The following is a 15,175-nucleotide window of genomic DNA, read 5'->3' on the forward strand; positions in this document are numbered from 1 at the left end:
GCAACGACAACACACGGAGGCCGCAAGGCCTCCGTTTCGCTTTGGGGACTGCAATAGAATCGGCCCCGCCAGTCACGCCCTGCTTCAGCAGGACCGCGAGGTCACTAAGGGAGCCGGCCGGGAGCAATCAATCGAGGTCGGCGCGGCAGGCCCCGTACGATTTGCGACCACGAAGCCTGCTCTTCGCCGGGTCTCATCGCCTGCTGCTGGCCGGCGGCGCGGGCGCCGGTGCGGGCTGCGAGGCCTGGGCATTGCTCGGACTTGAATTGCTGGCGCCGAACAGGACGCGGGTCGGGTTGCGGTCGAAATTGTTCACGGCCCGGCTGATGTCGGACAAGGTCCGCCGCCCGTCAGCCATCAGCGCGCCGGAGCGCTTGTCGAAATCTTCGGCGAGCTCGCGGATCGACTTCACTGTCAGGAACAACTCGCCGCCATCCTTGCCGCCGGCCAGCGAATTGAGCCCGAGCATCAACGTATCGGCCTTGCCCATGATGCCGTCGACCCGGCTCATGACGCCGTCGATGCGTTCGGAATTGCGCGCCAGCGACTGGGTGAAGACCTCGAGATTCTTGATCGAGTTCTTCACAGCATCCTGGTTGTCAGCCACCACCTTGTTGATGTTCTGCAGCGTGGCGCGGATCGCTTCGGTCACATCCTGTAGCCGGGTCGGGTCGGCGCGCAGCACCGGCACACCGTCTTCATCCAGGGGCGGCGGCGGTGCCGCCTCCTCCCCACCCTTGAGCGCGATCGCGGCGACTCCGGTCAGACCCTGGAACTCAAGCCCGACGAGCGTGTCCTTGCGGATGGGCGCATTGTTCTCAACCATCGCCAGCGCCACCACGCGGCGCGGATTGTCGAGCTTGACCGAGATCACCTCGCCGACCCGGATACCGTTGAAATTGACGCTGCCGCCATTGCGCAGGCCGGCGGCCGGGCCTTCGAACACCACCCGCAAGGGACTGCGCTGCTTGGTCGTATGCAGGCTCTGGAACCAGAGGACGAACCCGACCGCCGCAGCGATCACCGCCAGCGTGAATGAACCGATCAGGACGTAATTCGCCCGCGTTTCCATTATCAACTCCGGTACCGGCATGTCGCGGCGACGATCATGTCCCGCGCTGCCGTGCCTTTCGGTCGGCGCCGGGTTCGGCACCTGCCCCATCTGTTTTGTCGCGGGAGTCGCCACTCCCGCTCACAAATTAACGAACCGCAGTCGCGGCACTCTCCCCCACCACCGCGCGGGCGCGCTTGCCGTGAAAATACTGCCGGAGCCATGGATGCTCCGAGGCCTGCATGTCAGCCATCGATCCCGCGGCAATGATCTTGCCGTTGCCCAGCACGGCGATGCGGTCGCAGGCCGTGTAGAGGCTGTCGAGATCATGCGTTACCATGAAAACAGTCAGTCCCAAAGTGCGCTGCAGAGTGCGTACCAGTTCGTCGAAATCGCCGGCGCCGATCGGGTCGAGCCCCGAGGTCGGCTCATCGAGGAACACGAGTTCCGGATCGAGCGCCAAGGCGCGCGCCAGCGCCACGCGCTTGATCATGCCGCCGGACAGCTCACTCGGGAAACGATCAGCAACATCGGGCCGTAATCCGACCATCACCAGCTTGGCGACCATGATCTCGTCCAGCAGGCGCTGCGAGACCCTGAGATACTCCCGCACCGGAAACTGGATGTTCTGCCGCACCGTCAACGAGGAGAACAATGCGCCCTGCTGAAACAGCACGCCCCAGCGCCGCTCGACGGCGCGGCGGCTGGCGCGGTCCGCGGCATCGAGATCGACGCCGAACACCTCGATGCGCCCCGCCAGCTTCGGCACCAGGCCGATGATGGTGCGGGTCAGCACCGACTTGCCCGCCCCCGATGGACCGACGAAGCCGAGGATCTCACCGCGCTTGACGTCGAGATCGAGCTCGTCGAGCACGCGCGTCGCGCCGAACTGCACGGTGACGCCGCGGACGCGGATGATCGGATCTGTCACGTCCTGCGTCATGTTACATCCCGACCGTCGCAAAGAAGATCGCGAACACGCCGTCCATCACGATGACGAAGAAGATTCCCTTGACCACCGAGGACGTGGTGTGGCGCCCCAAGGACTCCGCACTGCCCTGCACCGCGAGCCCCTCGACGCAGGCAACGATCCCGATCACCGCCGCCATCACCGGCGCCTTGAGCAGGCCCACGGTGAAATGGTCGATCGAGATCGCTTCGCGCAGGCGCAGCAGGAACGCCTCGGGATCGACGCCGCCATAGAACCACGCCACCAGCCCGCCGCCATAGAGCGCAGCGATGTCGCCCAGGAAGGACAGGATCGGCAGCGCGATCACCAGCGCCAGCATGCGCGGCAGGATCAGCACCTCGATCGGATCGAAGCCCATGGTCCTGAGCGCATCGATCTCCTCGCGCATCTTCATCGAGCCGAGTTCGGCCGTATAGGCGCTGCCCGACCGGCCCGCGATCATGATCGCGACCAGCAACACCCCGATCTCGCGCAGCACCAGCACGCCGAGCATGTCGACAACGAAGATGTCGGCGCCGAACCTGCGGAAATGAAAGATGCCCTGTTGGGCGATGATGCAGCCGATCAAGAAGGTGATGAGCACAATGATTGGAACAGCGCGCCAGCACACCTGCTCGAGATGATGGATCGTCGAGGTCAGGCGGAAGCTGCGCGGATGGATGAACACCCGGCCGCTGGCGACGATCACGGCGCCGAGCATGTCGATCAGGGCGGCCACTGTGCCGAAGATGCCGGCGACGCTGCGGCCAATCTGGCCGAGCATGCCGGTGATGGTCACCGCCGTCGCATCGCCGTCGGGCGCGGCGCTGACGCGGCGGACCTCGTCGACCAGACTGGCATAGTTCGCCGACAGGCCATCGATCCTGGCCTCGGCGGTTCCCGTCGTGAAGCTGCGGCGCAGCCGCTCGATCAGCCAGGCGCCGAACGTATCGAGCCTGGAGACCTCCGACACATCGATGGACACATCGATCTTCTTGCCGGCGAGCTTCTCCGCATCGGCGACGAGCCGCTCGAGCGACGGCGCAAACGGCGCGGTCCAGGCGCCCGTCGCGCGCAGCGACAGTGCACTGCCCTCGCCACTGCGTTGCAGATCAGGGTCGCCCGTCACGACGACCATCCTCGGAGCCCAGGACGTTCGCTCCTTGACGAGAGAAATCCCACCGCGTCGCCACCACCTTGCCGGAGACCCCCATCAACAGCCATAGTCGCTCCGCTCGCGCAAGTCCCCAGCGCCTCATCCCGGTTCACAAATCGCCAGATTTCCAGATGACTTCCAACGGTTTCCCAATACTGGACGCACGTCTCGGCCACTGGCCGATCGCCGGCAGCTTCACGATCAGCCGCGGCGCCAAGACCGAAGCCGTCACCATCATGGCCGAGGTCCGGCTCGGCGCGCTCACAGGCCGTGGCGAATGCGTGCCCTATCCGCGTTATGGCGAGACGCCCGAGACATCGTTGAGCGCCCTGCTGGCCATGCGCGACGCCGTCAGTTCCGGCCTCGATCGCAACGCGTTGCAGTCGGCGATGCCACCCGGCGCCGCACGCAACGCGCTCGATTGCGCGCTGCTTGATCTCGAGGCCAAGCGCAGCGGCCGGCGAATCTGGGACTTGCTTGGACGTCCAGCGCCCGAGCCTTGCGTGACGGCCTACACGATCTCGCTTGGCGCCCCCGAGGTCATGGCCAAGGCGGCGGCCAAGGCCGCGCACCGCCCGCTGCTGAAGATCAAGCTCGGCGGAGATGGTGATCCAGCGCGGATCGCCGCGGTTCGTGCGGCGGCACCGCAATCGCAACTGATCGTCGACGCCAACGAGTCCTGGAACGAGGCGAACCTGGAGGCCAATCTCGCCGCCTGCGTCGCCGCCGGCGTCACGCTGGTCGAGCAGCCGCTGCCGGCGGGACGAGACGATGCCCTGGCCCAGATGACGCGCCCGCTCACGATCTGCGCCGACGAGAGTGTTCATGCGAGCGGTTCGCTCGAAGCGTTGCGCGGTCGCTACGACGCCGTCAATATCAAGCTGGACAAGACCGGCGGCTTGACCGAGGCGCTCGCAATGGCCGATGCGGCGCGTGCGCTGGGCTTTGACATCATGGTCGGATGCATGGTCGCCACGTCGCTGTCGATGGCCCCGGCCATGCTGCTGACCCCGCTCGCGCGCTTTGTCGATCTGGATGGGCCGCTGCTGTTGGCCGAGGATTGCGAGCACGGGCTGTACTATCAGGACAGCCTCGTCTACCCGCCCGATGCAGCGCTGTGGGGCTGATGCGCCAGGCGATGCCGCGCGACCCAGACCAGAAGGCCGCCGGATCCGGCCATCGCCGCCATAAGGAAATAGACGCCGGGCCCGTATTGCGCATAGACCGGCCCCGACACCATTGAAGCGGCCGAGCCGACGATGCCGCTGGCAGCTGCGTAATAGCCCTGGCCGCGGGCGGTCACGTGCGCCGGCACCTGGCGGATCAGCAGCCCCATGGTCCCGACCAGGGTCAGTCCGAAGGTGAAGCCGTGGCTGAGCTGGACCGCGGTGAGCCCGATGGCGTGCGGCTCCATGGCGGTGAGCGTCCAGCGCAGCACGGCCGCGACAGCACCGATCATCACCAGGCTTGCAGGCGCCAGCGTGAAGCGTGACGACAGAGCAAACACCACGATCTCAGCGAGCACGCCCATGGTCCAAAGCCAGGCGATCATGAGCCCGCTGAGCCCCTGTGCTTTCCATTCGATCGCGGAGAACGTGTAATAGGCCGCGTGGCTGCCCTGGATCAGGGCCGACGCGATGATGATGCACAGGAAGGCGGGATCGCTCAGCAGATGCCGTCCCTCCCGCGCCGGGCCACTGCCGCGCGGCAACGGCGGCAGCCGCTCGAGCAGCAGGCCGCTCGCGACCCCGACCAGCGCCATCGAGACGATGATCCAAATCAGGTCCGGCGCCGCAACAACGTCAGCCAGCGCGCCGCAGAGCAGCGTTCCAACGATGAAAGCGACGGAGCCCCACAGCCGCAGCCGTCCATAGTTCAAGCCGTAGCTCATCACGCCGCACAGCGCATACGCATCGGTCAGCGGAACGACCGGTGTCCATAGGCTGCAGGTAGCCACATAGACCAGGAAGACCAGCCAGGGATCGTGCTGAAAGCCGAGCATCGCAAAGCCTGACGCCGTTGCGAAAGTGGTCAGCCGCATGGCGCCGCGCAGCGCCTGGCGGCGCTCGGACAATGTGGTGATCAATGGCAGGACGGTGAACCGGGTCAGCGCGGGGACGGCGATGACGATGCCGATCCAGGCGGCATCCAGCCCGATCGCCCGTAGCCACACGGGAAAAAACGGCAGGTGCGTGCCCGACAACGCAAACACCGCGCCGTAAAACAGTCCCAGGCGGCCGGCGAATCGCCGCGCCACGGCCGGCGATGTGGTGGAGATTTGTCGGGATAGTGGCATCAATTCAATTGCGATTCGGTCAATATCATGGTGATCGTTATGCCAACGCGCAGCAATTTGCGCGATGGGTTTGCCATGGTCGATGAAGTCTTCGCCCTCTCGCCTATCTCCGCCCGCGCGGCACAGCCGAACGAGGCCGACTACGAGGCGATCCGGGACGCCTTCATGGAGACCTCGCGCGGCCGCTGGTTCCTCGGCGAGTACGCCAAGCGCAACCGCAATGCCGACACCAGCATGGTGCTCGACGCGGTCGCACGCATCGAACATGCCCTGGCCTCGCAACGTCAGCAGCAGCAGGAGTTCGAACGCACCGACGACAAAGCGCTGCCGGAAGCGCTGGCCGCGATCCGCGCGGCGGTTGAGGATGCCGCGCTTGCGGCTGCGTCGGCGGTCGACAGCCTGGCTGTTGAGCAGAACCTCGCGCCCGTGCGCAAGGGAACCCGCATCATCAAGGAGATCTCCTGGCGTTGGCGCGAGATCGGCGCGGACTCGCGAATCTGCGATCTGATCGATTCGCAGGTGACGTCGATCGAGGCGGCCTGCGAGCAGCTCGCCAGCACCGACCCGAAGGTTGCGTTGATGGCAGCCTTCGAGATCATCAAGTCCCGCCTCGCGGAGCTGGATCGCGGCGACGGGCCGATCACGCCTGGGAGCGATGAGAGCGCATCCCCCCAGACGGATGCGGCCCGGACACCTGAGACGGCCGCGGCAACGGCGACCGCCGACATGGCAGCAGCGCCTCCAACCGAGGAGGCCGCCCAGCCGGCCACGCAGCCGGAGGCCGCGCAGAAGGTCCAGGCCGCCATGTCCCAGCTCGTCGCGGCCGTCGCCGCGATCGAACAGGCCGACAACCCGCCCACAGCGTCCGGTGCCATGCCGGCCGCCCCTGCCGATCCGGCCCCGGCGCCCGCATCGAACGACAGCGATGTCGCACAGCGCGAGGCTGCCAAGACGATCCCGGCGCTCGAGCCTGAGTTGGAGCAGATCGCGGAGCCGGTGCCCGCTGAAGCTCTCGACGAGGCCGCGGCAGCCGAGGCGCAGGATCAGGCCATCCTGGAACTGGTCGCCGCCGAGATGGGTGCGCCCGATCCGTTCGAGGACGAGGAGTTCAGCCGCGCGCGGACTTTGGGCTTTGACATCGAGGAACCCACCGCAATCGATGACGACATCGTCGCAAGCTTCAGCGAACCAGCCGCATTGACGCCTGCTCCGCTGACGCCTGCTCCAATGACTGATGCGCCGGTGACACCTGCCCCGACGACGCAAGCCCCGATGACGCCGGCGCCCTTGGCAGCGGCCCCCTTGATGGCGGCTGCTTTGGCGCCCGAGCCCATAGCGCTGGAACCCATGGCGCCGGAGCCCGCGCCTGCACCGGCGAAGCTCGCCGCAGCGAGGCCTCTTGTCGAATCGCCAGCTCCGGCCGTTGCGCCGATGCCGGCGCCGAGCACGCCAGCGGCTCGTGTCGGACCGTCGACCCTCGAAGTATCAGTCGCGGTCGACACGGAAATCAGCGTCGAAGTCGTCCCGGCCGCGCAGCGCACGCCCGTGCCGCAGCCTTCAAATGCCGCGCTCGACCGGGAAGCGCTCGCGACACTCGTCAGCTCCACCGCCCAGGCAATGCCCAAGCCGGCCTATGAACCCTCGCTGGGCTCGACCCTGCTGTCGAACGGCCTGCTGCAGCGCCAACAACCGTCCGGCAACGATCCGCTGACGCCGATCCGCCGCATGAGCCAGCCGGAGAAGATCGCGTTCTTCTCCTGAGATCCGCCCGGCTGTCATGGGCCGGGGCAGATCCGCCGATATCCGCTGGGTGACATCGGTCACGTACGTCTCCGTTCGAGCCACGTAGCGTGCTTCTCGCGCCATTTCGCGCTGCTTGAGGAGAACGCCGTGTCCGCTCCGCTGTCCCGCTTTCGCTTGCCGGGTTGGAACTCCCTGCTCGTCATCGGGCTGGTGAGCCTGATCGCCTGCTTCGGCCCGAGCTTGGCTCGCGCCGCCAATGACATCGACAGCCTGCAAACGCCGCCGCGTGCCTTGGCCACCGCCACGCCGGGGACAGCTGACACCACAAAGCTGGACACCGGCCAAGCGGTCGAACCGCGCGTCGCCCTCGTGATCGGCAATGCGAACTATCAAAATGCACCGCCACTTGCGAATCCCGACAACGACGCCCATGCGGTCGCCAGGCTGTTGCACTCGGCCGGCTTCGAGGTCATCACCGCAACCGACCTGACGCAGAGCGAGATGCTGAAGGTCGTGCAGGATTTTTCAAGCCGCGTCTCCGCGCATGGACCGAACGCGGTGGCCATGGTGTACTATGCCGGCCACGGCATTCAGCTTGCGGGCGAGAACTATCTGATTCCGATCGATGCCCGCATCTCCGCGCCCTCCGATCTGACGACGAGCACGATCCGACTGGTCGATCTCATGGCCACGCTCGATGCCATTCCGAGCCGCATGCGGATCGTGGTGCTCGATGCCTGCCGCAACAACCCGTTCCCGACCGTCAGCGATGCCGGGCGCGGACTCGCCATCGTCGATGCGCCCAACGGCTCGATCGTCGGCTACTCCACCTCGCCCGGGGAAGAGGCGCTCGACGGACGTGGCGAGCACAGCCCCTATACGCAGGCCTTCCTGAATCTGGCACGACAGCCGAACCTGCCGATCGAGCAGTTGTTCAAGCGCATTCGTCTGCAAGTGAACCAGGTGACCGATGGGCGGCAGACGCCGTGGGAGAGTTCGTCGCTCACCAGCGATTTCACATTCTTTGGCGACACGCTGGTCGCCGCGGCGCGTCCGGCCGACAACGCGCCGGTGGTCCAGATGGCAGCCAACCTGCCTAGCCGGTCCGTGCGGCAGGCCTACGACTACGTCCTATCCGAGAACCGCCCGCAATATTATCGCGAGTTCATCGAGATGTATCCGCGCGATCCGCTTGCCGACCGCATCCGCGCCCTGCTCACCGGCCTTGTGCAAGCCGCAGCGTGGCACCGGACGGTGCTCGCTAATTCACCCGAGGCCTACAAGAGCTTCAGCGAGACCTATGCCGACAGTCCGTATGCGCCGGTCGCGCTGCGGCTGCAGGCTCAGCCGCGTCCGATCCCGGTGCTGCAGCCGAGCCGCCTGATGATGCCGCCGCAGATGGGGCCGGTGACGCGTCCCTTCAACCCTGGCGCTCAGATGCAGGCGCGTCCCGGCCCGTTGCCGCAATTGCCGAACAACAATCCGCCGGCCAATACTCTGCCGCCGCGCCCGACGCTGCCGCCCACCGTCATCACCAACGGCAAGCCCATCGCCACCCCCGCCGCCGGCAAGATCGTCGACCCACGGCCGGTCGGTCCGAGCAAGATCGGCGACAAGACCATGCCGACACCGATCCCTCCTGCGGTTGCGAAGATCCAGCGCGACCCGCTGAAGCGCGCGCCCGGCCGTCGGTTCGACAGCCGCGACGTCCGGCATCCCTTCCCTGGCAATTCCGGGCCATTCAAGCCGGGCTTCACCGCGCAACGTCCCGCGCTGGCACGCGGTCCGATGCGAGGCCCCAGCACGCCGCAGTTCGCACAGACCGGACCGCGTCCAGGTGGTGGAGGATTGGCGCGGGGTGGCCTCAGCTTCCGCTGAGACCATCATCCATCCTCAAGCGATCAGACGGGCGTAGAGATCGGCATCGACATTGCCGCCTGACAAGACGATCACCACCGTCTTGCCGGCGACGTCGAGCCGGCCGGCCAGCAGCGCCGCGAGCCCGACCGAACCGCCGGGCTCGACGACGAGCTTCAATTCACGGAAGGCGAAACCGACCGCGCGCCCGACCTCCTCATCGGAGGCCTCGACCGCCGCCGACAACAGCCGGCTGTTGATGGCGAAGGTGATCTCACCGGGGATCGCCGCCATCAACGCATCGCAGATCGTGCGCCCCTTGGCCTCATGCGCCTCGCGGTGGCCCGCCCGCAGCGAGCGGGCATGGTCGTCGAAGCCCTTGGGTTCGGCCACGATCATCTGCGTCTCTGGAAAGCGTGCCTTCACCGCCGTCGACACACCGGCGAGCAATCCGCCGCCAGAGGCCGGCACGATCACCACGTCGGGCGACAGGCCGAGCCCAGCGAGATCCTCGGCGATCTCGCGCCCCACCGTGCCCTGCCCGGCAATGACGTAGGGATCGTCATAGGGCGGCACCATTGTCGAGCCGCGCTTGCCGGCGATGTGACGGGCGATCGCCTCGCGATCGTCGCGGTCGCGGTCGTACAGCACCACGTCGGCGCCGAACGCCTTGGTGCGCTGGCGCTTGGCCACCGGAGCATCCGACGGCATCACGATCGTCGCGTGCATGCCGAGCAGCGTCGCGGCATGAGCGACGCCCTGCGCATGATTGCCGGAGGAGAATGCGACGACGCCGTTGGCACGCTCTGCCTGCGGGATCGACGCCAGCTTGTTGTAGGCGCCGCGGAACTTGAAGGAGCCGGTCCGCTGCAGCACCTCCGGCTTGACGAAGACATTCGCCTGGAACTGCGCGCTGAGCACAGGGGCCGGCAGCAGCGGCGTCCGCACCGCCACGGGCGCCAGCGTGGCCGCCGCGGCATCGATGTCGGCAGCGGTCACGGGCAGGATCGGGGAATGGGCTGTCATCCCCCATTTTACCGCGCCCCATCGCCGGGAGGCAAGGGAAGGCTCAGATCAAGGGAAGGCTCAGATCGTCTCAGGCGGCGCGGGCCGTCAGTTGTGGAACCGGGGCTGCCTGCTTCAACGGATCGGTCCAAGTCAGAATCTCGAAGCTGCCATCCTCGTGCTCGACAAGCGCCGTGCAACTCTCGACCCAGTCGCCGCAATTCATGTAGCGGATCCCGTCCTGGTCGCGGATCACGGCACAGTGGATATGACCGCAGATCACGCCATCGGCGCCGTGCCGCCGCGCCTCGGCCGCCAGCGCGGTCTCGAACGCGCCGATATAGTTCACGGCGTTCTTGACCTTCTGCTTGGCCCATTGCGACAGCGACCAATAGGGCACGCCGAACATGCGACGGAAGAAGTTCACCAGGCGGTTCATCTGGATCGCGAAGTCGTAGGCCTTGTCGCCGAGATGGGCGAGCCAGCGGGCGTTCTGGACCACGAGATCGAAGATGTCGCCGTGAATGACGAGGTAGCGCTTCCCATCCTTGCCGGTGTGCACGATGTTCTCGACGACATCGATGCCACCGAAATGGGTGCCGTAATAGCCGCGCAGGAACTCGTCGTGATTGCCAGGCACGTAGACGATCTTCGCCCCCTTGCGCGCCTTGCGCAGCATCTTCTGGACGAGATCGTTGTGTGACTGTGGCCAGTGCCAGCTCGATTTCAGCGCCCAGCCGTCAATGATGTCGCCGACCAGGTAGATGGTGTCGGCGTCGTGATGGCGCAGGAAATCGACGAGCAGATTGGCCTGCGATCCGCGGGCTCCGAGATGAACATCGGAGATGAAGAGCGTACGAAAGCGCCGGGTCGGGCTTTCTTCACCAGCAGTCTCAAGTCCCATGCGCGCCCACCTAACAGTCCCTGATGACACTGCGATGACGACCGGCCGCATCACAGAGCTGACCCTTTCGGACTGCTGCTGACGCCGCTCGTATGACGACTCGCGATGTCCTCGTCACATTCCCGCGATACCAGCGGGGTGCGACAAACAGGCGACAGGCGGCCCGCACGCACGGGATTTTCGCTGCCTCCTATCTGGGCACGGTCACGACACGCAGATTGTTGGTGGTGCCAGCCTGTGCGAACGGGATGCCGGCGACGACAACCAGCAGGTCGCCAGTCTGGGCGAACTCTTCCTGGACCGCGAAGAACGTCGCGCGCTCGACCATCTCCTCGTAGCTTTGCACGTCCTGCGACAGGACGCTGTGCGCGCCCCACAGCAGGCACATGCGGCGCGACGTATCCTCGTTCGGCGTGATCGCGAGAATCGGCAGGCTCGGCCGCTTGCGCGCGACGCGTGACGCCGAGGTGCCGCTCGACGTGTAGGCCACGATGGCCTTGGCATGGATCGCCGAGGCGAGATCGGCCGCGGCCGTCGCGACGGCGTGCGGCGGCGTCTGCTCCTCGCCCGGCTGCGTCGCCTCGACGATCGAGCGATACATCTTGTGACCTTCGGTCGCCTTGATGATGCTGTCCATCATCGCCACCGCCTCGCGCGGATATTGGCCGCTGGCCGATTCCGCCGACAGCATCACCGCATCGGCCCCGTCATAGATCGCAGTCGCCACGTCGGACACTTCGGCGCGCGTCGGCGTCGGCGTCGCCACCATCGAATCCAGCATCTGCGTCGCGACGATCACCGGCTTCACCGCCAGCCGGCAGGCGCGCACCAGCTCCTTCTGCTTGCCCGGCACGTCCTCATTGGGAATCTCGACACCGAGATCGCCGCGCGCGACCATGATCGCGTCGGACAGCTGGATGATGTCATCGATGCGGTCGAGCGCCGCCGGCTTCTCAATCTTGGACATGATTCCGGCGCGGCCGTTGATCAGGCCCCTCGCCTCCAGCACGTCCGACGGCTTCTGGACGAACGACAGCGCCACCCAGTCGACGCCGAGTTCGAGGCCGAAAGCGAGATCGGAACGATCCTTCGGTGTCAGCGGCGACAGTTCGAGGATGGTGCCAGGCAGATTGATGCCCTTGTGGTTGGAGATCGTCCCGCTGACGATCACCTTGGCCTCGATCCAGTCGTCGCCGAGGCCGGTGACGCGTACACGCACGCGGCCATCATCGATCAGAAGATCGTGACCGGGCGCGACCGCCGCAAAGATCTCCGGATGCGGCAACGGAATCGAGGTCTTGTCGCCCTCGGTGCCGTTCAATACGAAGCGGATGGTCTCGCCGGATTCAACCTGGATCTTCTTGTCGCGCAGGGTGCCGACACGAATCTTCGGCCCCTGCAGATCCATCAGAATGCCGATCGGCCGCTGCACGTCCTTCTCCAGCGCGCGGATCGCGGCGTGTACCTTGGCGTGGTCGGCCTGCGTGCCATGGCTGAAATTGAGACGGAAAGTGTCCACACCGGCGAGGAACAGCGCCTTCAGCATCTCCGGAGAATTGCTGGCGGGACCAACTGTTGCGACGATCTTGGCTCGACGGTGACGACGCATGATGTGTCCTTTCTCCCCCGCTTCATTTGTCGCGTCTGTATGACGTGCATGTGATTGGCATGCGCGGACGCAGCGGAAGCGCTGATATACGCCCCGCAGTGTCCATTGCAAGCGCAACCCCGAACACGCCGAGATTGTACGGGAGACCGGCTCGCCTCAGACGTTGGAGCCGTGAATCGCGTCGATGACAGCGTCGGTCACCTCCTTGGTGGTCGCCTTGCCGCCCACATCGGGCGTCAGAATGCCGGCCGCACACACTTTCTCGACCGCCGCCATCAGCCGTGTCGCGGCCTCCTTCTCGCCGAGATGTTCGAGCATCTGTGCGCCGGTCCAGAATGTCGCAACGGGATTGGCGATGCCCTTGCCGGTGATGTCGAAGGCCGAGCCATGGATCGGCTCGAACATCGACGGGAAGCGGCGCTCCGGATCGATGTTGCCGGTCGGCGCCACGCCGAGGCTGCCGGCGAGCGCGCCGGCCAGATCCGACAAAATGTCGGCGTGCAGGTTGGTCGCAACGATGGTGTCGAGGCTCTTCGGCTGCAGGGTCATACGCACGGTCATCGCATCGACCAGCATCTTGTCCCAGGTCACGTCGGGGAATTCGCGCGCCACTTCGGCGGCGATCTCGTCCCACATCACCATGCCGTGGCGCTGCGCGTTCGACTTGGTGACGACGGTGAGGAACTTGCGCGGCCGCGACTGCGCGAGCTTGAAGGCAAAGCGCATGATGCGGGTGACGCCGATGCGCGTGAAGACGGCGACCTCGGTGCCCACCTCCTCCGGCAGACCGCGATGCGCACGTCCGCCCATGCCGGCATATTCGCCTTCGGAGTTCTCGCGCACGATCACCCAGTCGAGATCGCCGACGCCGACATTGCGCAGCGGCGAAGAAACGCCGGGCAGGATCTTGGTCGGGCGCACATTGGCATATTGATCGAAGCCCTGGCAGATCGGCAGCCGCAGGCCCCACAGCGTGATGTGATCGGGCACGTCAGGCGCGCCGACCGCGCCGAAATAGATCGCGTCGAATTTCTTCAGCTCGGCGAGGCCGTCGGCCGGCATCATCACGCCGTTCTTCTTGTAGTAGTCCGAGCCCCAATCGAAGGTCTTGACGTTGAAGCTGATGTCGCCCGAGCGCTTGGCGAGCGCCTCCAGGACTCGGACGCCGGCCGAGATCACTTCGGGGCCGATGCCGTCGGCGGGAATGGCGGCGATGGAATGAGTGCGCATGACAAGAGGCTCCGTATGAGGGTCAGGACTGCGTGGCCGCTTGCTCGGCCTTCGCGCTTTGTGATCGCGCCAGCAACAGGGTCAGCACTGCCGATACCACCAGCAGGCCGGCGACGAAATAGAGGCCGCCGTTGAAGCTGCCGGTCTGGTCCTTGATCCATCCGATCATGGCCGGACCGACAAAACCGCCGAGATTGCCGATCGAATTGATGGTGGCGATGCCGGCCGCGGCAGCCGAACCGGACAGGAACATGGTCGGCATGCTCCACAGCGGCGGCTTCGACGATGAGATGCCGACATTGACCAAAGTGAGCGCTGCGAGCACCGCGGCGACGCTGGTCGACAGTCCGGCCAGCCAGAGGCCGACGGCCGCGACGACGCAGGCCAGCACGACATGCCAGGTGCGCTCGGCGGTGCGGTCGGAATGCCGCGCCCACAGGATCATGACGACGACCGCGATGGTCGGCGGCACGGCATTGAGGAAGCCGACCGCAAATGACGACAGGCCGAACTGCTTGATGATCTGCGGCGCCCAGACGCCGAGCGTGTAGAGGCCGGCAGAGGTGCCGAAATAGACCAACGCCAAGGCCAGCACACGGATGTCGGCGAGGCCACGCCAGATGCTGTGGCTCGCGGTCGCAGCCTTGCTCGCGAGTTCCGCATTCATCGTGCGCACCAGCCAGTCGCGCTCCTCGTCGGCGAGCCAGCGGGCCTGCTCCGGGCGGTCCGTCATGTAGCCGAGCACGACGAAGCCGAGCAACACTGCCGGCAGCGCCTCGATCAGAAACAGCCACTGCCAGCCTTTGAAGCCGAGAATGCCGTCCATTTCCAACAGCGCACCCGAGACCGGCGATCCAAGCACCGTCGACAGCGGCGCGGCCGCCATGAACAGCGCGGTGACGGCGGCGCGCTGCCGCGCCGGAAACCAGTAGGAGAGATAGAGGATGATGCCGGGGAAGAATCCAGCCTCGGCGGCGCCGAGCAGGAAGCGCAGCACGTAGAAGCTCATCGGGCCCTGCACGAACGCCATCGCGCCGGAGACGAGGCCCCAGGTGATCATGACCCGCGCGATCCAGATCCGTGCGCCGAACTTGTCGAGCGCGAGGTTGGAGGGAACCTCGAACAGGAAATAGCCCCAGAAGAAGATGCCAGCGCCGAAGCCGTACGCGGACGCCGACAGACCGATATCCTTGTTCATGGTCAGCGCCGCGAAACCGACATTCACGCGGTCGATAAAGGCCACGAAGTAAAGCAGCATGATGAAAGGAACGATGCGCAACGTGATCTTGCGCAGCACGCGCGTCTCCAGCTCTCCGGCCATCGTCACCTCCCTCGTCCCGTCTTGTCGTTGATCGAGGGACCGTAGGCGGTAAAA

At 65.9% G+C, this 15,175-nt stretch carries 12 protein-coding genes; 3 read left to right on the top strand and 9 right to left on the bottom strand.

Features of this window, described 5'->3' with window-relative positions; translation table 11 throughout:
- Positions 1-193 precede the first annotated feature (193 nt).
- From BBTA_RS25945 to BBTA_RS25955, 3 genes are all read right to left on the bottom strand, one after another.
- Positions 194-1,072 (bottom strand): MlaD family protein, encoded by an 879-nt coding sequence (locus BBTA_RS25945; protein WP_012045474.1) that lies wholly within the window; start codon positions 1,070-1,072, stop codon positions 194-196.
- 127 nt (positions 1,073-1,199) lie between these two features.
- Entirely contained in the window at positions 1,200-1,994 is a 795-nt protein-coding gene (locus BBTA_RS25950; protein WP_012045475.1) for an ABC transporter ATP-binding protein, read from the bottom strand.
- A 1-nt stretch (position 1,995) separates the two neighbouring features.
- Complete coding sequence (locus BBTA_RS25955; protein ID WP_012045476.1) at positions 1,996-3,129, bottom strand: ABC transporter permease; 1,134 nt, start codon at positions 3,127-3,129, stop codon at positions 1,996-1,998.
- Positions 3,130-3,287: 158 nt separating this feature from the next.
- Here BBTA_RS25955 and dgcA point away from each other — a divergent pair, with 158 nt between their 5' ends.
- A complete protein-coding gene (dgcA, locus tag BBTA_RS25960) occupies positions 3,288-4,283 on the top strand; it encodes an N-acetyl-D-Glu racemase DgcA (protein WP_012045477.1) in 996 nt (331 codons plus the stop codon).
- Here the strand turns inward: dgcA and BBTA_RS25965 are convergent.
- On the bottom strand, positions 4,253-5,452 hold the full coding sequence (locus tag BBTA_RS25965) for an MFS transporter (protein WP_041750897.1): 1,200 nt from the start codon (positions 5,450-5,452) through the stop codon (positions 4,253-4,255). The two genes, dgcA and BBTA_RS25965, sit on opposite strands and share 31 nt — an antisense overlap.
- Positions 5,453-5,527: 75 nt before the next feature.
- Between BBTA_RS25965 and BBTA_RS25970 the strand changes: the two genes are divergently transcribed.
- A complete protein-coding gene (locus BBTA_RS25970; protein ID WP_041751620.1) occupies positions 5,528-7,213 on the top strand; it encodes a hypothetical protein in 1,686 nt (561 codons plus the stop codon).
- Between the two features lie 129 nt (positions 7,214-7,342).
- Entirely contained in the window at positions 7,343-9,073 is a 1,731-nt protein-coding gene (locus BBTA_RS25975) for a caspase family protein (protein WP_012045480.1), read from the top strand.
- A 15-nt stretch (positions 9,074-9,088) separates the two neighbouring features.
- Here the strand turns inward: BBTA_RS25975 and BBTA_RS25980 are convergent, their stop codons facing one another.
- From BBTA_RS25980 to BBTA_RS26000, 5 genes are all read right to left on the bottom strand, one after another.
- Positions 9,089-10,078, bottom strand: coding sequence for a threonine/serine dehydratase (locus tag BBTA_RS25980; protein WP_012045481.1), 990 nt, complete (start codon positions 10,076-10,078; stop codon positions 9,089-9,091).
- A gap of 70 nt (positions 10,079-10,148) precedes the next feature.
- Positions 10,149-10,961, bottom strand: coding sequence for a UDP-2,3-diacylglucosamine diphosphatase (locus tag BBTA_RS25985; RefSeq protein ID WP_012045482.1), 813 nt, complete (start codon positions 10,959-10,961; stop codon positions 10,149-10,151).
- Positions 10,962-11,151: 190 nt separating this feature from the next.
- Positions 11,152-12,570 carry a pyruvate kinase gene (pyk, locus tag BBTA_RS25990; protein ID WP_012045483.1) on the bottom strand — a complete coding sequence of 473 codons (1,419 nt, stop codon included), beginning with the start codon at positions 12,568-12,570 and terminating at the stop codon, positions 11,152-11,154.
- A 156-nt stretch (positions 12,571-12,726) separates the two neighbouring features.
- Positions 12,727-13,800 carry a tartrate dehydrogenase gene (locus BBTA_RS25995; RefSeq protein ID WP_012045484.1) on the bottom strand — a complete coding sequence of 358 codons (1,074 nt, stop codon included), beginning with the start codon at positions 13,798-13,800 and terminating at the stop codon, positions 12,727-12,729.
- A 22-nt stretch (positions 13,801-13,822) separates the two neighbouring features.
- Positions 13,823-15,121, bottom strand: a complete 1,299-nt coding sequence (locus tag BBTA_RS26000; protein ID WP_012045485.1) for an MFS transporter — start codon at positions 15,119-15,121, stop codon at positions 13,823-13,825.
- Positions 15,122-15,175 lie beyond the last annotated feature (54 nt).

Origin of the sequence: Bradyrhizobium sp. BTAi1 (assembly GCF_000015165.1) — a bacterium.
Classification (GTDB): Bacteria; Pseudomonadota; Alphaproteobacteria; order Rhizobiales; family Xanthobacteraceae; genus Bradyrhizobium; species Bradyrhizobium denitrificans.